Source organism: Flavobacterium tyrosinilyticum (genome assembly GCF_023656565.1).
GTDB classification, from domain to species: domain Bacteria; phylum Bacteroidota; class Bacteroidia; order Flavobacteriales; family Flavobacteriaceae; genus Flavobacterium; species Flavobacterium tyrosinilyticum.
Map to the genome: position 1 here is coordinate 1,084,414 of NZ_JAMOKG010000002.1, position 25,168 is coordinate 1,109,581.

Sequence of the window (25,168 nt, forward strand, 5' to 3'; positions counted from 1 at the left end):
TTACTCGTATTTTAAGTATTTTAAAACATCTACTTTTGTTACTTGATAGGCTTTTACTAAAACTATTGTCAGCGTAAGAAAAAGCAGCGACACAAAAGCAAGAAAAAAGGGTAGGAGAGTGATATCTATTCGGAACGGGAAATTTTTAAGCCATTTCTGCAATAATAAATAAGCAGGAACAATTCCGATAAAGAAACCAAGTATACAGAAGATTACATATTGTTTGGATAGCTCTTTCAGTAAAATATTGGTTTCGGCGCCCAGCGTTTTTCTGATTGCAATTTCTTTTAACCTTCTTTCCATAGAAAAAGAAGCTAGTGCAAACAGTCCAAAAACGGCAATTAGAATTACAACAATATTCAATAAAGCAAATAAATTTCTCTGATCTTCATATTTTCTATAGGTTCTCGCAAAATTTTTATCCAAGAAATTGTACTCAAAAGGATATTCAGAATCAACTTTTTTAGACCAGTATGCCTTAAGTTCCGATATAGTTTGCTGCATGTTTTTTGGTGAAATTTTTACTGAAATAGATTCAATATTACCTTGTGTCCATTTTTGGGTATTGATATGAAAGAAAATCATTGGACTTATTTCATAATCGAGACCATAATAATGAAAGTCTTTTACGATTCCCACAACCTTGTATTTTCCTCCTTGCCAGTCAATGATTTTATCCAAAGGATTTTTTTCGTTTATCTTTTCGACTGCTACTTCATTAAGTAAAACGTTAGAAATCGTGTCAGAAGCCAGTTTTTCGGTAAGAAATCGCCCTTTTACTAGTTTAACACCCAACATTTCCAGCATTCCAAAATCAGAGCCCAATTGCTGAATGAGTACTTCTGGAATGTTTTTATAATGCAAACCACCTCTCGAAGACCAATTTTCGCCAATAGCAAAGGCTCCAGCAGAAACGGCTTCAACACCTTCAATTTTATTTATTTCCTCTTTTATAGTTTGATATCGCTTAAATTGTTCTTTGTCCTTTTGTGCTCTAAAAGTGATGTTCATTATTTGAGATCCGTTAAAACCCAAGTCTTTTTCGACCATAAATTGAACTTGCTGATATACAACAATAGAACCGATAATAAAGAAAACAGCAATCGAAAATTGCAAAATAAGCATGCTGTTCCTAAGCCATAAACCGCTTTTACTGTGCGAAAAATTTCCTTTTAATACATTTAAAACTTCAAAATTTGAGATGTAAACTGCAGGAAAAACACCGCTCACAATAACTACAAGGATAAAGATTACAACAAGCTGGAGATAAAACTGAGATCCCGCAATAACTAATTCTTTATTTAAAAACTGATTGTAAAAAGGCAAAGAAACTTCGACAATTACGAGTGCCAGTAATAAAGCAAAAAGCATGGTTAAAGCAGTTTCAAATACAAATTGTAGCACGATTTGTCCCTTTGTAGCGCCGATAATTTTTCTCACGCCAACTTCTTTTGCCCGTTTAATGGCATTAGCCGTAGCTAAATTGATATAATTAACGATCGAGAGTAATAAAATTACAATGGATAACCCCATTAATATTCTTAAAAATTGAAGGTTTCCTGTTCCTTCTGGAAATGGATAACTACCTGTGATAAGTCTGGAATTTTCAAAAGGAATTACTATTGTTTTCAAAGGCTCGCCGTATGTTTTAATAAACAGTTCAAGCGTCATGCCTTCTTTTCTGGCTTGTCTTTTATAGTTTTTTTCTATAAATATTTCATCTAAAGATTTGGCTACCAATGGAGCATCACTCTTTTTGTTCAATTTTATGACTAAACCAAAATTAAAGCCCCAATGATCTTTTTGTTTTTCAAGATCTTCTTCAATGCTGTTGGTAACTGCGCTTGGCATTACTACAGATTTTCCAGGTATTCTGTACACGCCTCGAACAACATACATTTTATCGGCATATTTTACTTGCTTGCCAACTGGATTTTCATTTTTAAATAAATGAAAAGCGGTTTCTTCTGAAAAAACAATACTTTGCGGTTCTTGAAGCACCGTTTTTGGATTACCATATTTGAACTCAAACGGAAAAAAAGAAAAGAAATTTTTTTGCGCAGAAAAGATTTTATCAATGATTTCTATTTTACCATCATATTGTACGGTTTCCTTGGTGTAATAGTCATTGAAATAACAATAATTATCTACATATGGAGTAGACGATTTTAGAAGTGGCGCTGTAATCGCAGAGTTTGTCGCAAAAATATTTCCTTTTCCCACATTATTCATAACAATAAATGTTTTATCCTTTTCGGGATTCCATTTATCATAAGAATATTCATCGTTCCAGTATAGAGTCGCAAAGATTAGACCTGCAATTCCGATACTTAAGCCAAGAATATTTAAAATGTTGAAAAGCTTATTATGCTTTAATTGATATATAAATATATTGATCCAATTCTTTAGCATAAACTAGTTGTTAGCAGTTACCAAAACGTCCACATTTCTATGATTTACTTTTTCAGAAAGAATTTCGCCATCTTTCATTAAAATAGTTCTTTGCGAGAAAGAAGCGTCATAATCGGAGTGTGTTACCATCAAGATTGTCGAACCGCCGGCATGAAGATCTGTTAGTAATTCCATAACCTCATTTCCGTTTCTGCTATCTAGATTTCCTGTTGGCTCATCGGCCAAAATAATTTTCGGATTATTGATTAAAGCTCTCGCTACAGCCACACGCTGCTGCTGTCCGCCTGAAAGCTGCTGTGGAAAATGTTTTAATCTGTGCGCAATTCCTAAAATTTTTGCGATCTCGTTTACTCGCGATTTTCTTTCGGCAGATGGAACATTATTATAAATCAAAGGCAATTCGATATTATCAAAAACCGATAATTCGTCAATTAAATTGAAATTCTGAAAAATGAATCCGATGTTTTCTTTTCGGGCTTGCGCTCTAGATTTTTCCTTTAAGCCAACCATTTCCTGATCAAGAAGCTTATAACTTCCACTAGAAGCGCTGTCTAGAAGTCCAATAATGTTTAATAGAGTCGATTTTCCGCTTCCAGACGGTCCCATAATCGATACAAAATCGCCTTGATTGATAGTTAACGAAATTTCGCTTAATGCTTTGGTTTCTAATTCCTCAGTTCTAAATACTTTTGAAAGTTTTGTAATTGTAATCATAATTGGACTGTTTTAATTTTTGATTGATTTCTTTTAAAATTTTTATGCCTTCGGAAACAGCAGAAACAAGTCTGAAAATTAAGATAAATTATTTTTAATTTATCGCTATTTATTTTGTTATTTGTACTTCCGAAAGAGGTTAATTATTAATGATTTACAAGTTCTAATGTGATTTTCGTGCCAGTAAATTAAACATTGTAAACACCTTGTTTTTAAGGGATTATTTTTAAATAAAAAATTAAACTGTCCATAAGTGGACACCTTTCGTCCAAAACTGAACAATAATGAAAAAGACCAACGCATCTATTTTAATCATCGACGATCAGGAAGACATTCTTTTTGCATCAAAAGTCTATCTGAAAAAGTATTTTGAAAACATTTATACCCTCAATAATCCAAAAAATATTGTCGAATTATTGGCAAAAAATGCCATTGATGTCGTCCTTTTAGACATGAATTACAGATTAGGATTTGAAGATGGAAGGGAAGGTTTGTATTTATTGAAAGAAATAAAAACGCTTTCGCCTAAAACGGTGGTAATTCTAATGACGGCTTTCGGAAAAGTGGAAACGGCTGTTGAAGGTTTAAAATCGGGCGCTTTTGATTATATCTTGAAACCTTGGGAAAATAAAAAGCTTTTAGAATCGGTAAAACAAGCAGTTGATAAAGCCCGAAAAGAACAGAAGAAAACTAAGGATGTTGAGATAAAAGAGGACTTTTTTGTTGGCAGTTCTGAAATTATAAAAAAGGCTTATTCGTTGGCAGATAAAGTGGCTAAAACAGATGCTAATGTTTTGATTTTGGGCGAAAACGGAACAGGAAAATTTGTTCTGGCACATCATATTCATACACAATCCGAAAGAAAAAATCAGCCGTTTATTGCAGTTGATTTGGGCTCTTTAAATTCTAATATTTTCGAAAGCGAATTGTTTGGTTATGCCAAAGGTGCTTTTACTGATGCTAAAACGGATACTGCGGGACGTTTTGAAATGGCGCAGAACGGAACGATTTTTTTGGATGAAATAGGAAATGTACCGCTTCATTTGCAATCAAAACTTTTGCAAGTTATTCAGACCAAAACCGTAATAAGATTGGGCGAAACAAAAGCAAGACCTTTGAATGTGAGAATTATTACCGCAACCAATTTGAACTTAAAACTAGAAGTTGCCGATAAAAACTTCCGTGAAGACTTGTATTATCGCATCAATACGATGGAAATTATTTTGCCTCCGCTAAGAGAACGTCTCGAAGATAAGATTCCGCTTGCCGAATATCTTTTAGACAAAATGATTGAAAAATATAGCCGTGAAGAAATTACGTTTGATAAAAAAGTCTTAGAACAAATTGAAAAGCACGCTTGGAATGGAAACATTCGCGAAATGGAAAATAAGATTGAACGTGCGGTTATTCTTTGCGAAAATAACACCATTACCATTTCTGATCTGGATTTAGAAATGATAACGCCTTACGAGGAAAACTCAGATGATATTCAGCTTTCTTCTGTTGAAAAAGCAACGGTCGAAAAAGCACTTCTTAAAAACAACAACAATATCAGCAAAACGGCCGAAGAACTGGGCTTGTCAAGAGGTGCACTTTACAGACGTTTGGAGAAATTTAATATCAATATTGACTAATTATGTTAAGGACTTTACAAACTTATAAACTTCTTTTTCTGCGATTAATTTTTATCGTGATCGGAATCGAATTGTCGCTGTATTTCTTTAGAATAGGTTTGCTTTTTACAGGAATTTTTGGACTCTGCATGGTTTTTCTATTGGGCAGGGAAATGTATTTTTATGTTAGAAATATGGTTCTGATTTATAATAAAACGATCTCTTCGATATTGCAGAATGATTTTAGTTCCGATTTCTCTAAGCATAAATTCAACAGTACTTATAATGAGCTGTTTACTTTGTATGAAACCTTAAAAAACAAGCAAAACGAGCAAGTTACAAGAGATATTATTTACCGTTCGATTTTAAATAACATAGAATCGGGTGTTATTATTTTGCAGAAACAAGAAAAAGATTGGAGTATTTTTTTGATGAACGATTATTTTTCGAGTCATTTCAACGTACCGAAAGTTTCGAAATGGAGATATCTTAAAAATCAGTTGCCTTCTTTGTGTGAAATAATAGAAGAAGATGATTTTCACGAAATTAAAACTTCAATCGAGCTTAGCATAAACGAACAAAGCAAACAGACCTTTGTTTTGCAGGCTTCACGAACTGAAATTTTCGAACAGGATTATTTTATTGTTTTGTTAGATTCGATTCAGAACGTAGTAGAGAAAAAAGAAAAAGATGCGTGGATTAATTTGATGAAAGTGATTTCGCATGAATTGCTAAATTCTATAACGCCAATTCGTTCAATCTGCCAGAATTTGGAGGATTTAGTAGAACAAGATTCGCTTTCGACAGAAGACTTAGAAGATATAAAAAATAGCGTGCAGACGATGCTGAGACGAAGCGATCATTTGCAGAAATTTGTTGAAGGGTACCGAAAACTGGCCATGCTTCCTTCTCCTAAAAAAGAAAAAGCAGAATTGCAGCATCTGGTTGACAATTGTATTCAGACTATGAATCCGTTGTTTAAGAAAAATAATATCGAAGTAACCAATACCGTTGCTCCAAACATTTTGATCAATGTCGATTCTCAACAGATAGAACAAGTGATAATCAATTTATTGACGAATTCTATTAATGCCTTAGAAAACAGTAATCTGAAGCAAATTTCGATTTCGGCGGAAGCCAAAAACAATCGTATTTTTATAAAAGTTTCGGACTCCGGAAAAGGAATCGAAAAAGAAATTGAAGACAAGATATTTCTTCCGTTTTTTACCACTCGAACCGAAGGAGCAGGAATCGGACTTACTTTGTCTAAAAATATTATTGAAGCACACGGCGGTTATATTTCGCATAAAAGCGAAAATAATACCACTGTTTTTGAGATTTCTTTGGTTGAAGATTGACAGAATAATGGTTAAAATATCTTTTTAAAATTCGGATAATTTTTTTTGTTTAAATTTGTGAAAGAGGAGTTGCCATTTGACTCTTGTAAATAATAATAATATTAAAATAATGAGTACAAATCCAACTTCAGCAATAGCTTCTGGCTTTCTTAATGATCTAAAAACACAAACTGCTGATTCTCATAAAAAATTAGAAGAACTTCCGGTTTCCATGTCAATTATGTCACCAGACATGAAAATTGATGAATATGCGAAATACTTAAATTTGATGCATGACGTTCATCAAGATACAGAGGGAACTATTTTTCCTTTGTTTGCTAATCTAATCGATGATTTAGAACAAAGAAGAAAAAAACAGCTTATAGAAGCAGATCTTTCATTTTTAAATTACGAATTAACTCCTTCAGAGAAAGTTTTTAAGACCGAACAAATTTCAGTTCCTTTTGCGCTTGGTATTTTATATGTGGTTGAAGGTTCCACACTGGGCGGAAGATTTATTTTAAAAAATGTTTCAAAAGTACCACAACTTTCAGGAGATAAAGGCGTTTCTTATTTTAATGGTTATGGAGAAAAAACAGGAAGTTTCTGGAAATCTTTCTTGAATTTTCTTTCTGAATATGAACAACAAAATAATTGTGGAGATAGTATTATAGAAGGAGCTGTATTTGCTTTTGATAGTATTTATAATCACTTTGAGAGCAAATAAAAAGAATGAAAATTAAGGATATAGTTAATCGCGATATCGTTACGTTAACCAACTGCGAGCATGAACCTATACACATACCAGGTCAGATTCAGCCTCACGGTTTTTTGCTTGGTATAACACTGCAATGGAAAATAGATTTCTGTACAGAAAATGTTGCTGCTTATTTTGGTATTTCTCACACTCAAATGTTAGGAAAAGATTTTGCAGCAGTTTTTGGAGTTACCGCCGAAAATGAAATTTTAGCTTACACAAACGGAGATGAGTTTAAAGACGCTTTTCCTTTGGAGATAGAATTGTTGGGCAGCTTATTTCAAATAAACATTCATAAAAGTGAAGGAATTTACATTCTTGAAGCTGAATTACTGTTTGCCGATCAAGAAAAACTTGCTAACGCTTACAAACAAACGATTCAGTTTGTAAGTCAGATGAATAAAACCACTTCGCTTAAAGATCTCTGCGCCCTTGTAGCACAAGGAACGCGCGAAATTACGGGGTATGATCGTGTAATGATTTATCGTTTTGATGAACAATATAACGGAGAGGTTTTTGCCGAAGATTGCAGAGAAGATCTAGAACCTTTTTTAGGATTGCACTACCCTCATACCGATATTCCAGCTCAAGCAAGAGAATTATATATTAAGAATCTGTTGAGGCTGATTGTAGATATTGATTATGAGCCTGTTCCAATTTATACGGTTGATGATAAAGAGGGAAAAAATCTCGATTTAAGTCTTTCTATTTTAAGAAGTACATCACCGATTCACGTAGAATACCTGAAAAATATTGGAGTGGGCGCAACATTGACGATTTCTCTTATTCATCATGGAAAATTATGGGGATTAATTGCCTGCCATCATTATTCAAAGAAAAATATATCTCCTGAAATTAGGCTTGCAGCAAAACTTCAGGGACAGTTTATTACTTCTCAAATCGATATCAGACAATCTAATGATGAGTATCTTAGTGCCCAAAAAACAAATTTAGCATTAGAACAGTTAACTAGTTTGGAGCTTCCTGTTTTAAAAGAGTCTTTAGAAAAAATTGTTAGTGCACCACAATTGTTAGAAATCGCAAATGCTTCTGGTGTATCTATTATCACTAGAGATAAAATCTATAAAAATGGTTTAACGCCATCTGATGAACAAATTATTGATTTAGTCAGACATCTCAAAAGTAAAAAGAATACTGATTTTTTCTCAACGAATAAGATTAGTGACCATTTTCCAGAATTTGATGAAAATTCTAATTTCGCTGGAATTATTTACCATTCATTAGGTAGCAATGGGCATGTAATATGGTTTAGACCAGAAACGATTTCAGAAATTAAATGGGGAGGCGATCCAGAAAAAAGAATTGTAAAAGACAGTAAAGGACTCCATCCAGGAAACTCATACAATATTTATAAACAAATAGTAAAAAACCAAAGCAGTAACTGGAAACTGTATGAAATTAATGCTGCTTCTCAATATACTCATACTTTGTATAATCATTTGATTTTGATTATGTTAAGTGAAGAGGAAGAGAAGTATCGTAGTCAAAGTGAAATTTTGAAAGAAACCAACTCTGAGCTTGAAAACATCAACTGGATCAGTACGCATGATTTGCAGGAACCGTTGCGTAAAATTCAGCTTATAACTTCGAAAATGCTTTCAGAATTAGATGTTATTTCTACAGAATCAATTTCGAATTCTTTGCAGCGCGTTTCTAAATCTGCCAACAGAATGAGCGGCTTGCTGGAAGATATTCTGAAATATACCCGTATAAAAAATACAAGAGAGAAGCTGGAAGAAGTAGATTTAAACAAAATACTGAAGTCTACCATTAAAGAAATGCATGAAACTATAGCAGAAAGTCAAGTTGTAATAGAGCATGAAAATCTTCCGGAAGTTCACGCCATCAGTTTTTTAATGCGCCAGTTGTTTAATAATATTCTTCAGAATTCAATCAAATATGCTTCTTCAGAAAGACAGCCTAAAATTGTAATCACAGCTTCTCAGGAACCTGTTCTTATACACGATAGATTCAAAGTATATTGTCATTGGGTTCGTTTCTCTGATAACGGTATTGGTTTTGAACAGCAATATGCAGAATCTATTTTTAAAGTTTTTACAAGACTTCATACCCAGGAACACTATACAGGTTCGGGCATTGGGCTTGCTTTATGTAAAAAGATTATGCAGGCAGTTGGAGGAGATATTCAAGCAGAAGGGAAACCAAATCAAGGTACTGATATTATTATTTATTTCCCTTGTGATCCCGAAGACACGCTTTTGCCTTTGTAAATAAGTTTTTTTTCACGCAGATTTAGCGGATTTAAATAGATTATATAATAAAATCTGCTTAAATCTTTTTAAATCTGCGTGAAATCTTTTAAAATATTAGTTTTTTCTAATCAGCATTTTTAATTTTTTACTTTTAAAATTGACTTCAGAAATAATAGTGGCCGAGAAAATTAAAGTTCCGCCCAAAAGCAGTCGCCATGAAAGGTTTTCTCCCAAAATAAAAAATGCTCCAATTGCCCCGAAAACAGGCTCAAACAAATAAATAACTGCTACACGTTCTGCCGATAAGTAACGTTGTGAAATGTTTGAAACCGTGTACATAAATGCTGTAGAAAACAAAGCGCAGTAAACAGCACCTAGCCAAAACGTATCGTTTTTAGGAAACCAAACTGCTTGCGAATCTGTAAGTGCAATACAAAAAGTAAATAAAGCACAAAACGCAAACATAGGAACAATCGAGTACAAAAGATTTTTGGCAGCAGAATGTTTTTCGACAGAAATTAGATAAACGGCAAAAGCAAATGCGCCAGAGATTGTAAATAAATCGCCAATGTTTATGGTAAATTTATCTGTTATAGCAATAATAAATAATCCCGTTAAAGCAGTAAGGGCGGCGATCCAAATCTTTAAAGGCGTATTGGTTCTGTAAATAGCCAACTTCAACATCGGAATAATAATTACTGTCAGTCCTGCAATGAAAGAACATTGTGAAGCATCGGTATATTTTAATGCGGTTGTCTGTAATTGAATTCCTAAAAACATAGGAACGGCAAGTATAAAACCGGTTTTAATAGCTTCTCGATTAATGTCTTTAACGTATTTCCAAAAAACAATGCTCAATACCATTACGGCCAGCAGGAAACGATAAAATAAAAAAATGTTGAGTGAATAGTGGCCAATTGCCATTTTGGTAACGGAGTAAGAAACTCCCCAAAAGGCAGTGCCAAGAATTAATAGAAACAATATTAGCTGTCTTCTTTCCATTTTAAATCAATACTTTTTTCATCATTAAATCAGTTTGCTCGTCGTTGCCTAATCTAAAAATATGGGTGTCAAATTGTACGAAACCATTTTTAGTATAGAAACTTACCGCTCTGAAATTCTTTTCCCAAACGCCCAGCCACATGTACGAAGCTTTTATTTCTTCGGCAATTTCTTCTGCTTGAGCGTACAACGCCTGCGCGACTTTTTTGCCATGAAATTCCTGTGCTACATAAATACGTTCTATTTCTAAGGCATTTAGATCTTCTTTTTCGGTTTGAGCATTGGCTGTATTCAATTTTAGGTAACCCACTACTTTTTCGTCTAAAGTAGCTAAATAGAAATAGGATGACGGATTTTCGAGTTCGGCAGCCAATTTTTCAGTTGCGAAGCTTTCATCCAGATATTTTTTCATGTTTTCTTCGCTGTTTACATCGGCGAAGGTTTCAGAAAAGGTTTGTCGGCCAATTGCTTGAAGCTTTAAAACGTCATCAGTTGTGGCTTTAGTTATTTTTAGCGTGTTCATTTTTTATTTCTTTAATGCGTTAAAAGCTATTTTTTGTTTGCAATAAATGCGTAAATTGCATCAATGGATTTACAGCAGATTAAATATTTTTTGGCTTTGGCCCGCGAACTTCATTTCTGGAACACTGCCGGAAAAATGAATATTACACAATCGGCACTCAGCCGCCAGATTCAGTCTCTTGAGAATCAGCTTGGCGTGCAGTTGTTTGAGCGTAACAAACGTAATGTCAAACTTACTGCCGCTGGCCAGTTCCTAAAAGAAAAATGGGAGGTCGAATTGAGTAAACTGGAGTTTATTCATCAATCTGCCCGCCAGATTCAGTTGGGGGAGAGCGGTACCATTACCATTTCTCATCCCGATTCTATTTCGGCTTCTCTTATGCCCGAAATTTTGTCGCGTATTTCAGAAGCTTTTCCAAAACTAAAAATCAAACTGGTTCAGGTGCTGTACGAGAATCAGCAGGATTTTCTGCGAAATTATAAAATTGATCTGGCGATTACCAGAGATATTAATAATGCAAAAGATATTCAATCCCAAAAAATACATACCGATCATTTAGCGGTTGTGGTTCCGGCAGATCATCCATATCAAACGCCTGAGGATCTGACTAAAGAAACGCTTGCGTCTCAGAAGTTTATTTTACCAACCAATGATGAAGGCAGCAGTTACAGCGATATTATTCGAAGATTATTCCATTCTTTGGAGAACGCGCCAGAAGTATATCTTCATTCTGAATTTGGTTCTTCTATAATCGCTTTGGTTCGTAAGGGACTTGGAATCGCAATTTTACCCGATTCGTATGTCTTTCATGAAATTCCAGGAATCCGATTTATCAAATTGCCGCTAGAAACCGATTTATATGTCAATTGGAGAACTGAAGATCATAATCCTGTGCTTTCCAATGTTTTAAAATTGATTATTCCGTAAAGGGTTAAGCTCTCAGCATTGCGATATGCGGAATTCCGTCTTCATCATAAACTTCTCCTTTTTCTACAAATCCCAAAGATTGATAGAACTTAGATAAATGGTATTGCGCACTAATTCGGATTGGACCTTTTCCAAATTTTTCTTCACAGCCCGCAATCGAAGCTTCCATCAGTTTTACCCCTAAACCTAATCCGCGGTGCGATCTTGCAATGACAACTCTTCCAATTGAAACTTCATTATATGAAATACCAGCAGGAAGCAAACGTGTACAGCCAGCCAATTCGTTATCGACATAATATAACAAATGAAAACCTTTTTGGTCTTTATTGTCCAAATCGAGATAAGGGCAATTTTGTTCGACTACAAAAACGTCGCTTCTTAACCGAAGCATATTATACAATTCGTGATTGGTTAATTCGTCAAAAGATTTAGTGGAATGGCTGAATGTCATTTTTTTATTTTAGGCTTTAATTTTTGACAAAGATAAAAGAGAGAATAATGATTAAAAATGCTATTTTTTTATCATGTGATGCTGAAATTGCATTAGTTGTTGTAAATTCCAAATTTTAAATTCCAAATTCCAAGATGAAAAGACAAAACTAGAGTGGAAACTTTGTCAAAGTTTTAAACTTTGACAAAGTTATACGAGCAGTTTGTATCAACAGTTTGTCATTCCGAGGAACGAGGAATCACACTAGAAACTCCGCACAGAATGTGTGCAATCTTTGTCGAATCCCTTGTGCGATTCCTCCTCCGTCGGAATGACAAGATTACGTGAATATTCTATGTGTTAGAAACTAGTTTCTTTCAATTCTCTTTTTCAGAAAAAAAAATCTATGTTTCTATATGTTTAAAACAAAAAAACTTTGTCAAAGTTCGAAACTTTGACAAAGTTGAGTATAATCGTAAAATATATTTTTAGTGAGAAACCGCCTTTAATCCAACAATAGAACCAACCAATGTTGCTAAGAAAAACAATCTCCAGAAAGCTGCAGGTTCTTTAAAAACAAAGATACCCACTAGAACCGTTCCAACAGCACCAATTCCTGTCCAGACAGCATAAGCAGTTCCTAGCGGAAGGGTTTCTGTAGCTTTCATTAATAAAAGCATGCTTACCGTTAATGATATAAAGAAACCAATATACCAATAGTACATTTCGGTTCCAGTAGTTGCTTTTGCTTTTCCAAGACATGACGCGAAGGCTACTTCAAATAGTCCCGCGATGATTAAAATAATCCAGTTCATATAGTTAAAATTTTGTGATGCAAAGTTCTTTTATGGAAATCAGAAAAAAATTAACAAATGATAAAAAATGAAAGTTATTTTAATCTGTTTTGCTCAAGAATTAAAATCTAATTTGATCTGCTAAAATCTGTGTAAATCTGCGTGAAATACTTTTTGCATATGATTTTTTCACGCAGATTTACACAGATTAAAGCAGATTTGTTCAGATTTGTTCAGATTTGTTCAGATTTAAATGGAGATTTTAAAAAAATCGCCTAAAGGGTTATTTTAATTCTGCACGTATTCTGCTTAAACTCACTTGTGTAATTCCCAAATAAGAAGCTATATGACCTAATTGTACTCTTTGCAAAAGTTCAGGATGGTCTTTCATTAATTCCAAATAGCGTTCAGAAGCATTTTTGAATTGTCTAGAAATCAAACGTTCTTCGGTTTTGATCAACTCTTTTTCGGCAAATTTTCGTCCCCAATTGGCTATGTGAACATCTTCATTAAAGAGTTTTCTCAGGTTTTCTGTTTTAAGTTCGTACAATTCGCAGTCTTCCAAAAGTTCAATCGTTTCATAACCAGGCTGATCTTCCACATAACTTTTCATCGAAATGATGGTTTCACCTTCTTTTCCAAACCAAAAAGTAACTTCGTTATCTCTTTCTACATAAGCTCTTACTAATCCTTTCTTTATAAAATAAATATTTGGTTCTACTTTATTTGCTTTTAGCAAAATGTGCCCTTTAGAAAATGCCATTTCTGTAACATTGTTTTGCAGAGCAAGTTTAGACTGCTCGGGAAGTTGGTGTATGTGATCCAGAATTTTAGAAATATCCATCAACGGAATTTTAATATTTTAGAATAAAGGTAAAAAGTAAAACGGCAAAATGAAGTTACTTTAATAAAAAAATCCCATTTCAAAAAGAAATGGGATATAAAACAACCTCTGCGATGAGCTATTATAAACAGAAGCCATTTTTGACCAACATATAAACTAATTTATTCCTCCGCCTAAAGCCTTATAAAGCAATACTTGTGAGTTTGCATTTCGAAGTTGGATATCGACAAAATCCAATTCGGCCTGCAATTTATTTTTTTGTGCATTGATGATTTCCAGATAATTAGCATAACCGCTCAAATACAAGTCGTTGGAGACATTTACGGCAATTTCGAGATGATCAATTTCGTTTAATTTATATTTTAAAACATCTTCATAAGCTTGATTTCTATGCAATAGAGCACTTAATTCGTTGAAAGCTGTTGTAACCGTATTTTGGTATTGCAAAAATGAAATTTCCTGTTTTCTGTTGGAAACATAAAACTCTTGTTTAATCTCGCCTTTATTGAAAACGGGAGCTGTTAATCCGCCCAAAATCTGCCAAGCGAAAGAACCGGCATCAAAGAAAGTATTGAACGAAAATGAATTGAATCCTGCATATCCGCCCAAATTTAAAGTTGGGAAAAAAGCGGCGCGAGCCGATTTGGCATCTGCATTACTGGCTAATAATTCGAAGTAAGCTTCTGATACATCGGGTCTTTTGTGAATGATAGAATCCACGCTGATTTTTTGGTTTAAAACCTCCAAATGTCCAGATAAGAAATCACTGCTTCTGTCAATTTTTCCGCCATATTCGCCTAAAAGTGTCAATAGAGCTTTTTCGGTTTGATCAATGCTTAATTTTAATTCTGAGGCTTGGGCGTGAATGTTATTGTTTTGCGCATTAAACTGCTGTACAGCCAATTCCGTCGCTTTTCCAACCGATCTTTGTGCCGAAACAATATCAAGCGCTTTTTCCTGTGTTTTCAAGTTGTTATCGTAAATCGCCGCTTGTTTATCTAAAGCGATCAATTTGAAATACAAGTCGGCAACATCTCCTAAAAGGCGTGTTTGCAACAAACGCATTCCTTGTTGAGAAGCAAAAAAACGCTGCTGTGCTGCTTTTTTACGATTGCTTAATTTGCCCCAGATATCAGCTTCCCAAGAAACTTTGGCTCCCAAAAATAGGTTAGGAGTAAGATCTTCGTTGATTCTTTGTTTATCGCTAATATTTTGAGAAAAATTGGTATCAAAGTTACCAACTCCATCCATTGTATATTTTCCGTAATGTGTTCCAGAAGCATCGGCCACAAGATCTAAAGAGGGAAGAAGTGCTAGTTTTGCTACTTTTAAATGCGAATTGGCAATTAAAATTCTTTCCTGCATGATTAAATAATCAGGATTCTTGGTAATGGCTTTTTTTAATAGTTCTTCTAATTTTGGATCTTTAAAAAACGTCTCCGTTTTTAACGGAATAAAAGGTTGAGCCTCAGTTGAAGCTTCTTTTTTCTCCCTATCAAAATTTTCTGGAAGCTTTGCTGCGTCTAGTTTGTTACTGACTTTTGGTGCCGAACAAGCCGTTAAAAGTAAAACTCCAGTTATTACAACGGCGCTTTTGGTTGTCCTTATCACATCAGTATTTTTATATTGATTTAATATCTCTTTCATTGTTTAATTTATTTGTTCAATCTTCTGTGTATTTTTTTATTTAACACATAGAAACATAGATTTTCTTTTTTTTGAAAAGGGAGTTGAAAGAAACTAGTTTCTAACACATAGCCTATGTGTGTTTATGCTAGTGAAACGCCTTTTTTACGCTTTTTAAATCCTATGAATCTATGTGTTTAAAAAATTACGCATTAAGATTTGCTCATTCGTTTTTCCAATTTTGCAAACAGTATGTAAAGTCCAGGAATAATTAAAAGACCAAACACAGTTCCAATTAACATTCCTCCTGCAGCTGCTGTACCTATCGAACGGTTACCAATTGCACCTGCACCAGAAGCGATACACAACGGAATTAATCCTGAAATAAAAGCAAAAGAAGTCATCAAAATCGGTCTGAAACGAAGTCTTGCTCCTTCAATCGCTGCTTCGACAATATCACGTCCAAGCTTGTTCTGCGCCATGGCAAATTCTACAATCAGAATGGCATTCTTGGCGAGCAGACCAATCAGCATGACGAGTGCTACTTGAGCGTAAATGTTATTGTCCAGTCCAACCATGACAAGCGCGATGTAAGAACCGAAAACTCCAACCGGAAGACTTAATAATACTGGGAACGGAAGCAATAAACTTTCGTATTGTGCCGCCAATAATAAGTATACAAATAGTATACAAAGCGCAAAAATGTAGATCGTCTGGTTTCCTGATAAAATCTCTTCACGCGTCATACCAGACCATTCCAGTTCAAAACGGCTAGGAAGTTTTTCCGCTGCAATTTTTTCAACAGCGGCAATGGCATCTCCAGAACTGTAACCTTCAGCAGGTTCACCGTTAATCATAGCTGACATGTACATGTTGTAACGCGTTAAAACCTCAGGTCCGTAAACTCTTTCTAATTTAATAAAAGTAGAAAACGGAACCATTTCGCCAGCTTCATTCTTCAGATACATATCCAAAATACTTTCTGGATTTTGACGAAACTGCGGACTTGCCTGAACCATTACTTTATACATTTGAGAGAAACGGATAAAGTTGGTTGCATAAAAAGAACCTAACATGGTTTGCAAAGTTGACATGGCGTTGTCTACCGAAATTCCTTTTTTGGCCGCCAAATCATAATCAATATGGATTAAATACTGCGGGAAAGTGGCATCAAAACTCGAGAAAGAGTTCTGAATTTCTGGCGAAGCATTTAGTTCTTTGATGAATTCTTTGGTTACTTTATCGGTATTAGTAATACTTCCTCCAGATTTATCCAGCAAACGAAGCTCAAAACCACTGGTGTTACCAAAACCAGGAACGGTTGGCGGAGCAAAAATCTCGATTTGTGCATCGGTAATGTTTTTGGTTTTTTCTGTAAGTTCCGCCATAAATTCGGTTACCGAAATATCACGTTCGCTCCAGTCTTTTAAGTTGATCATTCCCATTCCGTAAGAAGCTCCTGCGATTTCGGTTACAATACTGTATCCCGCAAGAGTTGTTACGTTATCTACACCTTTAATTCCGCGAGCAATTTTAGTTACTTCGTCCAAAGCTTTTTCAGTACGTTCTACCGTTGCTCCTTGTGGTGTTGTAACACTCACGTAAACCATTCCTTGGTCTTCAGTTGGGATAAATCCAGATGCCAAAAATTTCGTTGTTCCCCAAGTTAAAATACAGAATAGCACTAATATACCCACTGTAACAGTGTTACGATCGGCAAACTTCACCAATACTTTGATGTATTTTGAAGTAATATTATCGAACCAATGGTTGAATCTGTGGAAGAAACGATCTAAAAGCGATTTTTTCTCTTTATTTGGATCGTGCGCTTTTAGCATAATAGCGCAAAGGGCAGGAGTAAGGGTAAGGGCATTAATACCCGAAATCACAATACTAATAGCCATTGTTAAAGAAAACTGCCTATAGAAAACCCCGACTGGACCGCTCAAGAAAGCAACGGGAATAAATACGGCAGCCATTACGATTGTAATTGCGATAACGGCACCTGTAATTTCTTTCATAGCGCTAATGGTAGCTTCCATTGGCGACATATGTTCTTCGGAGATTTTTACGTGAACGGCTTCGACAACGACAATGGCGTTATCAACCACGATTCCGATAGAAAGTACTAAAGCGAAAAGCGTTAATAAGTTGATCGAGAAGCCCATCATCGACATAAACGTAAACGAACCAATAAGCGCGACAGGAACTGCCAATACTGGAATTAAAGTAGATCTCCAATCTTGAAGGAAAAGGAAAACTACAAATGCTACCAAAATAAAGGCTTCAACTAATGTTCTCAATACTTCATGAATAGAAGCGTCAAGGAAACGCGAAACGTCGTACGCAATGTTGAATTCCATTCCAGGAGGAAAAGAAGACCCTTTCAATTCTGCCATTTTTTCTTTTACGCTCGCAATAACTTCAGAAGCATTCGAACCCGGACGCTGTTTTAACATGATGGATGCCGAAGGTTTTCCGTCGGTTTTAGAAACCATTCCGTAACTCATCGCACCAAATTCAATTTTCGAAATGTCTTTTAATCTTAAAATAGTTCCGTCTGAATTGGCTCTTAACGGAATTTCTTCATATTGTTTTGGCTCGAAGAATTTTCCGCCATACTTAATTACATATTGTAATTGATTGTTCATTTGTCCTGAACCTTCACCGACTTTACCCGGTGCGGCAGAAATATTTTGTTTTTGAAGTGAATTAATAACTTCATTTGCCGAAATATTATATGAAAGCATCTTTTCTGGATCTAACCAAACACGCATCGAATATTCTTTCTGACCCATGATTTCGGCACGTCCGACACCATCAATACGTTTTAATTCCTGAAGAATATTAATATCGGTAAAGTTGAAGATAAACTGTTCGTCTTGAGTTTTGTCGGTACTTGTAATGTTCAAGTACATCAACATACTGTTTACCTCTTTTTCGGTCGTAACCCCAGCACGAATTACCTCTTCTGGAAGTTCGTCCAGAATCGTGGTAACCCTGTTCTGCACGTTTACGGCAGCCAGATCAGGATCGGTTCCTACTTCAAAGAAAACCTGAATTAAGGTCAAACCATCGTTGGATGTTACGGTTGACATATACGTCATTCCAGGTACACCATTGATAGCTCTTTCTAACGGAAGGGCGACGGCATTGGCCGAAACCTCTGCGTTTGCTCCTGTATATTTTGCTGTAACGGTTACAGACGGTGGTACAATGTCTGGGAATTGGGTAATGGGAAGCTGAAACAACGCCAGCAATCCCAGAAGGACTATCATAACCGAGATGATTAATGACAATATTTTCCTTCTGATAAATAACTCTATCATTTTAAATTTTTTAGATAAATAATTAAATAACTGTTTTACAGGTCGATAATCTACATTTGTTTCATGTTGATTTTATCGCCATCTCTCAATGATTGCGTACCTTCTTGCACAATTAGGTCGTCGCTTTTTAGACCTTCGTTTAAGATGTACACATCATCTAGAGTGGTTTCAATTGTAACATTCGTCATTTTAACTACTCCATCTTTGTTCACACGGAAAACGTATTGTTTGTCCTGAATAGAAAAAACAGCTTTCTGCGGAATTAAAATTGCATTGGTTTTTGGCTCTGAAATAATTAGTTTTCCAGAAGTTCCGTGTTTGATAAATCCTTGCGGATTGTGAAATTTTGCTTTGTATTGAATAGAACCTGTTTGTTTGTCGATATCTCCATCAGCAGTTCTTAATTCTCCCTTTTGATCGTAAACTTGTCCATTTGGCAATACCAATCTAATATCGCCCTGCGTGTTTAAGGTTTTGTCTTCCATCATTTGGAAATAGGTATTCTCAGGAATTGAGAAATAGGCGTACACATCGTCCAATTGAGAAACAGTAGTCAATAATGAACCGTTTTCTACTAAACTTCCTTCTTTAAACGGAATACGGTCAACTGTTCCGTCAAATGGCGCGCGGATCGTGGTAAAACTAATCTGTTGGTTGATTGCTTTTCTTTCTGCAGCAGCGTGAGCCAATTTCGCGGAAGCGGCATCATTTTTTGCTTTAGATAATTCTAATTCTTTATCTGCAATTACTTTTTTATTGAAAAGGGTTTGAGCTTGTTCTAGTTCTACAGTTGCAATTCTTAAATCGGCTTTTGCACTTTTGTAAACCGCTTCGGCTTTTAGAAGTTGAATCTGAAGTTCAACATCGCTTATTTTAAAAAGGATTTGCCCTTTTTTTACTTTTTGTCCTTCGCTAACGTAAACTTTGTCTAATAAACCAGGAATACGAACGTGAATTTCTACATTGTTTTTAGCATGTACGTCGGCAACAAATTTGCTCGAAACTATAGTGTCTTTTAGAGTTACCTTATAAACAGGAAACGTTTTTATGTTGTTTGAATCTTTTTTTGATTTATCTCCGCACGAGACTAAAACGAATAAAGCCAAGGTGCATAAAAGAAATGGATTTTTATAAATGCTCATCATTAGGTTTAAATTTTTGAATAAATAGATTTTCTCCCTTGATAATAAATATCGGGAGTATGAATTTGGATTCTGTTTTCGAAAACAATCGAAACAAAAGATAAAAATGGATTTTGGATGCTTCTCTGTTAGAAAAGTACCGTTTTGAGAATGTTTTTATAGCAATAGCAGCTCAATTGCATAAGCAAATGAGAAATTATTCTATACAAAATGACAAAAATTTAAAGCCTAGAAAAGCTGATACAAATGAAGATGAGGATGTCTTTCGATGTGGTATATTGAAGCTATACCATATATTAAAGTCTCTTTATAGACTTTGAAGTTGACTAAATTGCTAAAATACGGAGCTTTGATCGTACTTTGTTCCAAAGTAGTCGCTCTGCATTTCATTTTCTTTTTGAGCTTATAATGGACTTCTAGATTTTTAGAAGAAGAAAAGTCAGAAGAAAAAATCTGCGTGTCGTCTGCTGCAACACTATCTAAGGTAATGCAGCTGCTAGCACTATAAATCGGCGAATACGTCTCGGTACCTCTAAAAAAAGAAAGCAACGATAGTAAAACGACATATATGAACTTGGTGGGTTTCATTTACAGTACAGCAGATTATATAATTTTGTTCCTTAAAAAGAGGGAATATATTTGTTTAAAGTGCGCCAAATATAGTAATTTGAAAAGTAAGGTTTCTTAAAATTTTTCTAAAAACCGTGAGATTTAAAAATTTGATAATATTTGAAGTTGGTTTTTAGGGTTTTAATTTTTTAGTATCTTCCTTATTAATAAGTTAGTATCGATTGGATTTTGAGAATTTAGTAAAAGAGTAAACTTTTTTATTGTTATATCTTAAAATAAATTAATGATTTAAGTGGAAACTGTGTAAATGCCTTTCTGACTTTGTACAGTTTTTTTGCATTCTTAATTGAAAGAGAAATCAAAATGAGATTCTTTTTGGCTTCTGATAAAGCTATTGTCACTTCAGTTTATATTCTATAAAAATTTTTCAAAATGAGGAAAGCCGTAAAGTTGTTTGGTATTTATTTTATTAGATTTGCGCGCGATTAATTTTTTTGTTTTTATTAATAAGTAAAAACTTTCTTTTACTTATTTTATTTTTCATCAGAATACCATTCTAATATTAAATTTGATAAATCCTAACTTAATTAAAAAAAATATTGCAAAAGTAAGGTCTTTTAGAAACTTTCCGATTGAAAAAGAGGTTTTAAAGGATAGAATTAATTGAGTTAAATTGAATGCTAATCTGCTCTAGAAGTTTTGAAAGTCAACACTGTATATAATTGAGCAGAGTAAGTGGTTAGAAAAGTTGAAAGATGAATAAAAATAAATATTTAATAGATCAAATAAAGCTTTAAAAGAAATTAGGAATGAGAAAGATATTTTTTTTGTTAGTGATTGTGTTATGTGTTCAAAAGGTATTGTCTCAAAATGTTTATCCACCAACTGGAAATGTCGGAATAGGAACCACAAATCCACAGCAAAAGTTTGTAGTTTCTAATGACAATAAAGAAGGATTTGAAGTTTATTTAGATCCTGGCAGTACTTTAGTGGGACTGCAATCATATAACAGAAGTTTAGGCACTCATGCTAAAATGCAATTAGATGCCAGTCAATTTTCATTTATGTATGGTTCCGTAGGAATTGGAACCTTGAATCCACAGCAAAAGTTTGTAGTTTCTAATGACAATAAAGAAGGATTTGAAGTTTATTTAGATCCTGGCAGTACTTTAGTGGGACTGCAATCATATAACAGAAGTTTAGGCACTCATTCTAAAATGCAATTAGATGCCAGTCAATTTTCATTTATGTATGGTTCCGTAGGAATTGGAACCTTGAATCCACAGCAAAAGTTTGTAGTTTCTAATGACAATAAAGAAGGATTTGAGGTTTATTTAGATCCTGTTAGTGCTTTAGTAGGACTACAATCATATAACAGAAGTTTAGGCACTCATTCTAAAATGCAGTTAGATGCAAGTCAATTTTCATTCATGTATGGAAAGGTCGGTATAGGGAAATTGAATCCTACAAATGAATTAGATGTAAACGGCACAATCCATTCCAAAGAAGTAAAAGTAGACATGACAGGATGGTCCGATTTTGTATTTAAAAAAGATTATGCTTTGCCAAGTTTAGAAGAAGTTGAAAAACATATCTTAGAAAAAGGTCATTTACAGAATATTCCAAATGAAGAAGAGGTTTTGAAGAATGGAATTAATCTTGGGGAAATGAATTCTAAGCTTTTGCAGAAGATTGAGGAAATGACTTTGTATATGATTGAAATGAAAAAAGAGAATGAAAATATGAAGAAAGAAAATGAGTCGCTCCAAAGAAATCAAAGAAATTTAGAAGAGAGAATAAAAAAAATTGAAACACGATAATTATGAAAAAAATAATATTAATGACCTTATTAGTGGTACAAAGTATTTTTGGTCAAAACCCTTTTAATGTTGGAAGTCTTAAAATTAGTAATGACAATATTTATAATACGTGGATAAATAGTGGAGATATGGCGAGAATATTTATGGGGTTTGATGGAGCTAAAGGATATATAAGTTTTGGAGCACACACAGGAAGTGGTCATCGTGATGATATCCTTTATGTGAGGGGGAATGATGGAAATGTTGGGATTGGAACTTCCGCCCCTCAAGCTAAATTACATATTCAAGGTGATTTGCAAAATAATGGAAATATTTTATTAGGACATATGGGGGATATTAATTATCTAACGTCAAGAGAAATTGATCAGCAATTAGGAATTAGAGGCTCTAAATCCATAATATTTGGAACTTACAATGCTGGATGGAATGACCACATGATAATTAGTAATACTGGTAATATAGGAATTGGAACCTCCGACCCTCAAGCTAAATTACATATTCAGGGTGATTTGCAAAATAATGGAAGTATATTCTTAGGACATATGGGAGATACTAATTATTTAACTTCAAGAGAAGTTGATCAGCAATTAGGAATTAGAGGTTCTAAATCCATAATATTTGGAACTTACAATGCTGGATGGAATGATCAAATGATAATTAGTAATACTGGCAATATAGGCATAGGGATTAGTAATCCAACAAATAAGTTAGACGTCAACGGCACAATCCATTCCAAAGAAGTTAAAGTTGATATGACAGGCTGGACTTGGCCTGATTTTGTGTTCAAAAAAGAATATAATCTCCCAACATTAGAAGAAGTTGAAAAACATATTGCAGAAAAAGGGCATTTAGAGAATATTCCAAGTGAGGAAGAGGTTTTGAAAAACGGAATTAATCTTGGAGAAATGAATGCTAAGCTTCTGCAGAAAATAGAAGAATTGACACTGTATATGATTGAAATGAAAAAAGAAATTGAAATATTAAAGAAAGATAGAAAATGAAAAAGTATATTGTAATTCCATTTGCTTTTATTCTCCAAATAAGCTTTTCGCAAAATACATTTCCAACAAATGGAAATGCTGGTATAGGAACTTTAGACCCTATTAGTAAATTAACAATTATTGGTTCTCTTACTGTAAATGGAGGATTAAATAATGCTAGTTCAAGACCGCCTATTTCATCGGGTACATTGATAAATGGAGAAATTAGAGGTTATAGTAATGGTTGGAATAGTGCTGATGATGGATTTTTAAGACTATCTGCAGGAGGAGGGACAAACCCAATCAAGACTTATATTGATTTGTCTGCATATTCTACTGTACCAGATATGATGGGGAATATTGTTTTCGGAACATACGGTTATGAAAGAATGCGTATTGATTCAAATGGAAATATAGGAATTGGTAATACAAATCCAGCTGTGAAACTTGATGTGTTTGGTACAATAAGTAGCTATGAGCCTATAGCATTGGGAGCGACTATAAATTCCTTTCAATTAATAGATCAAAGGAGTGGAAATGTTGGTGAGAATACAATTATAAATAGATTATGGACATATAGAGATGGAAATCAAAATAATTGGTATACTTCAAGACTCCATGATGGTATTTCAGTGGACGTTTCTTTTCAGACTCCAAATGTAGATACTAAGACTTGGTGGGAAAGAGATCCTTTGGATAATATTCAATCATGGGGAAACAATTCTGAGACTTATTTAACAATTAATAAAGGTAATGTTGGTATAGGACAAACAAATCCAACAAACAAGTTAGATGTAAACGGTACAATCCATTCCAAAGAAGTAAAAGTAGATATGACAGGCTGGTCCGATTTTGTATTTAAAAAAGAATACAAATTGCCAACATTGGAAGAAGTTGAAAAACATATTGCTGAGAAAGGGCATTTAGAGAATATTCCTAATGAAAAAGAGGTTTTAGAGAATGGAATTAGTCTTGGGGAAATGAACTCGAAACTGCTTCAGAAAATTGAAGAATTGACTTTGTACATGATTGAAATGAAAAAAGAAAATACTCTTTTAAGAAATAATCAGATTGAATTTCAAAATACAATTTTAGAATTGATTAACACTAAGCAAAAATGAAAAAGATCCTATTGATTTTTGGAGTATTTATATATACTTCTATTTCTAATGCGCAAGCAGCGGCAACAATAACTATCAATGATACCAGATCAGTGAATGACGCGCCTAATTTTTTAAGTCATTCCATCAGAGCGGATTTTAAAGAAAGAAGTACTATTGGTGTACCAGGAAGCGGTTTTTATTCAACAAATTTAACTTTTTCACCATGGGAAAGTATTGAAAATAGTGGGGGTAAAAATCATCAGTTAAATTTCAACAATGACGGTATTTTTTATAGAAATGCTTATCCGTTAGATTCACAATGGGGAGGATGGGGACAATTATTAATGACAGATGCAAATGGTAATACGAGAATTGGCAGTGTGATTATTAAGAAAAATCCTGGTATAGATGGCTCTCATATTTATTTTGGAGATCCTCTTGCGGTTTCAGGACAGCCCTCTTCGAAACTTTGCTTTGCAGGATATGGAATCCAGAATGCTGGATTTGTATGGATTCCTAACAACTCATTAGATCAAGGGAAATTATTATTAAGTTTTGGAGGTTCAGATGGTTTAATTGGGAATGAAGCAAAAGTGACTTTTCAGTCTAATGGCCATGTTGGCATAGGTACGACAAATCCAAAGAATGAACTTGATGTTAAAGGAACTATACATTCACAAGAGGTAAAAGTAGATATGACAGACTGGTCTGATTTTGTATTTAAAAAAGAATACAAATTGCCGACACTGGAAGAAGTTGAAAAACATATTGCTGAAAAAGGGCATTTAGAGAATATTCCAAGTGAAGAAGAGGTTTTGAAGAATGGAATTAATCTTGGGGAAATGAATGCTAAGCTTTTGCAGAAGATTGAAGAATTGACACTATATATGATTGAAGCGAATAAAGAAAATGCAAAGAGAGCAGAGGAAATGGAGATTATCAAAAAAGAGAATAAAGAACTTAGATTAGGTTTAGAGAAGTTATCGAAAATTGTAAAAAAATAAATTAATA

General features: G+C 34.2%; 20 protein-coding genes. 9 read left to right on the top strand and 11 right to left on the bottom strand.

The features are described 5' to 3' along the window. Positions 1 to 2,412 carry an ABC transporter permease gene (locus tag NCC77_RS12470; protein ID WP_250835858.1) on the bottom strand — a complete coding sequence of 804 codons (2,412 nt, stop codon included), beginning with the start codon at positions 2,410 to 2,412 and terminating at the stop codon, positions 1 to 3. 3 nt (positions 2,413 to 2,415) lie between these two features. Beyond that, entirely contained in the window at positions 2,416 to 3,126 is a 711-nt protein-coding gene (locus tag NCC77_RS12475) for an ABC transporter ATP-binding protein (RefSeq protein WP_250835859.1), read from the bottom strand. A 284-nt stretch (positions 3,127 to 3,410) separates the two neighbouring features. Here NCC77_RS12475 and NCC77_RS12480 point away from each other — a divergent pair, with 284 nt between their 5' ends. From NCC77_RS12480 to NCC77_RS12495, 4 genes are all read left to right on the top strand, one after another. Then, on the top strand, positions 3,411 to 4,760 hold the full coding sequence (locus NCC77_RS12480) for a sigma-54-dependent transcriptional regulator (RefSeq protein WP_250835860.1): 1,350 nt from the start codon (positions 3,411 to 3,413) through the stop codon (positions 4,758 to 4,760). A 2-nt stretch (positions 4,761 to 4,762) separates the two neighbouring features. Beyond that, positions 4,763 to 6,097: a sensor histidine kinase gene (locus NCC77_RS12485; RefSeq protein ID WP_250835861.1), complete on the top strand. Its 1,335-nt coding sequence runs from the start codon at positions 4,763 to 4,765 to the stop codon at positions 6,095 to 6,097. Positions 6,098 to 6,206: 109 nt separating this feature from the next. After that, a complete protein-coding gene (locus NCC77_RS12490; RefSeq protein ID WP_250835862.1) occupies positions 6,207 to 6,803 on the top strand; it encodes a biliverdin-producing heme oxygenase in 597 nt (198 codons plus the stop codon). Positions 6,804 to 6,808: 5 nt separating this feature from the next. After that, positions 6,809 to 9,085, top strand: a complete 2,277-nt coding sequence (locus tag NCC77_RS12495; RefSeq protein ID WP_250835863.1) for an ATP-binding protein — start codon at positions 6,809 to 6,811, stop codon at positions 9,083 to 9,085. 96 nt (positions 9,086 to 9,181) lie between these two features. On the opposite strand, the gene NCC77_RS12500 is transcribed toward NCC77_RS12495, so the two are convergent. Together NCC77_RS12500 and NCC77_RS12505 are read right to left on the bottom strand one after the other, a co-directional pair. After that, positions 9,182 to 10,069: a DMT family transporter gene (locus tag NCC77_RS12500; protein ID WP_250835864.1), complete on the bottom strand. Its 888-nt coding sequence runs from the start codon at positions 10,067 to 10,069 to the stop codon at positions 9,182 to 9,184. 1 nt (position 10,070) lies between these two features. After that, a complete protein-coding gene (locus tag NCC77_RS12505; RefSeq protein ID WP_250835865.1) occupies positions 10,071 to 10,592 on the bottom strand; it encodes a GNAT family N-acetyltransferase in 522 nt (173 codons plus the stop codon). A 63-nt stretch (positions 10,593 to 10,655) separates the two neighbouring features. Between NCC77_RS12505 and NCC77_RS12510 the strand changes: the two genes are divergently transcribed. After that, complete coding sequence (locus NCC77_RS12510) at positions 10,656 to 11,519, top strand: LysR family transcriptional regulator (protein ID WP_095927506.1); 864 nt, start codon at positions 10,656 to 10,658, stop codon at positions 11,517 to 11,519. 4 nt (positions 11,520 to 11,523) lie between these two features. Here NCC77_RS12510 and NCC77_RS12515 read toward each other — a convergent pair whose 3' ends face one another. The 7 genes from NCC77_RS12515 to NCC77_RS12545 form a co-directional block, all read right to left on the bottom strand. Then, entirely contained in the window at positions 11,524 to 11,970 is a 447-nt protein-coding gene (locus tag NCC77_RS12515; RefSeq protein ID WP_250835866.1) for a GNAT family N-acetyltransferase, read from the bottom strand. 467 nt (positions 11,971 to 12,437) lie between these two features. Continuing rightward, the gene (locus tag NCC77_RS12520) at positions 12,438 to 12,764 is read right to left on the bottom strand and encodes a DMT family transporter (RefSeq protein ID WP_026728926.1); all 327 of its coding nucleotides are present in this window, start codon (positions 12,762 to 12,764) and stop codon (positions 12,438 to 12,440) included. A gap of 262 nt (positions 12,765 to 13,026) precedes the next feature. Then, positions 13,027 to 13,587, bottom strand: a complete 561-nt coding sequence (locus NCC77_RS12525) for a Crp/Fnr family transcriptional regulator (protein ID WP_250835867.1) — start codon at positions 13,585 to 13,587, stop codon at positions 13,027 to 13,029. Between the two features lie 156 nt (positions 13,588 to 13,743). Further along, the gene (locus NCC77_RS12530; protein ID WP_250835868.1) at positions 13,744 to 15,234 is read right to left on the bottom strand and encodes a TolC family protein; all 1,491 of its coding nucleotides are present in this window, start codon (positions 15,232 to 15,234) and stop codon (positions 13,744 to 13,746) included. 191 nt (positions 15,235 to 15,425) lie between these two features. Next, positions 15,426 to 18,542 carry an efflux RND transporter permease subunit gene (locus tag NCC77_RS12535; RefSeq protein ID WP_095927502.1) on the bottom strand — a complete coding sequence of 1,039 codons (3,117 nt, stop codon included), beginning with the start codon at positions 18,540 to 18,542 and terminating at the stop codon, positions 15,426 to 15,428. Positions 18,543 to 18,592: 50 nt separating this feature from the next. After that, positions 18,593 to 19,687 (bottom strand): efflux RND transporter periplasmic adaptor subunit, encoded by a 1,095-nt coding sequence (locus NCC77_RS12540; protein WP_250835869.1) that lies wholly within the window; start codon positions 19,685 to 19,687, stop codon positions 18,593 to 18,595. Positions 19,688 to 19,912: 225 nt separating this feature from the next. Continuing rightward, positions 19,913 to 20,272 (bottom strand): hypothetical protein, encoded by a 360-nt coding sequence (locus NCC77_RS12545; RefSeq protein ID WP_250835870.1) that lies wholly within the window; start codon positions 20,270 to 20,272, stop codon positions 19,913 to 19,915. Between the two features lie 842 nt (positions 20,273 to 21,114). Between NCC77_RS12545 and NCC77_RS12550 the strand changes: the two genes are divergently transcribed. From NCC77_RS12550 to NCC77_RS12565, 4 genes are read left to right on the top strand one after another with little or no spacing between them, the layout of a single operon-like run. After that, the gene (locus tag NCC77_RS12550) at positions 21,115 to 22,074 is read left to right on the top strand and encodes a hypothetical protein (protein ID WP_250835871.1); all 960 of its coding nucleotides are present in this window, start codon (positions 21,115 to 21,117) and stop codon (positions 22,072 to 22,074) included. Positions 22,075 to 22,076: 2 nt separating this feature from the next. Next, a complete protein-coding gene (locus NCC77_RS12555) occupies positions 22,077 to 23,075 on the top strand; it encodes a tail fiber protein (protein WP_250835872.1) in 999 nt (332 codons plus the stop codon). Continuing rightward, the gene (locus NCC77_RS12560; RefSeq protein WP_250835873.1) at positions 23,072 to 24,175 is read left to right on the top strand and encodes a hypothetical protein; all 1,104 of its coding nucleotides are present in this window, start codon (positions 23,072 to 23,074) and stop codon (positions 24,173 to 24,175) included. The genes NCC77_RS12555 and NCC77_RS12560 overlap by 4 nt, the downstream gene beginning before the upstream one ends. Then, complete coding sequence (locus NCC77_RS12565) at positions 24,172 to 25,161, top strand: hypothetical protein (RefSeq protein WP_250835874.1); 990 nt, start codon at positions 24,172 to 24,174, stop codon at positions 25,159 to 25,161. The genes NCC77_RS12560 and NCC77_RS12565 overlap by 4 nt, the downstream gene beginning before the upstream one ends. Positions 25,162 to 25,168 lie beyond the last annotated feature (7 nt).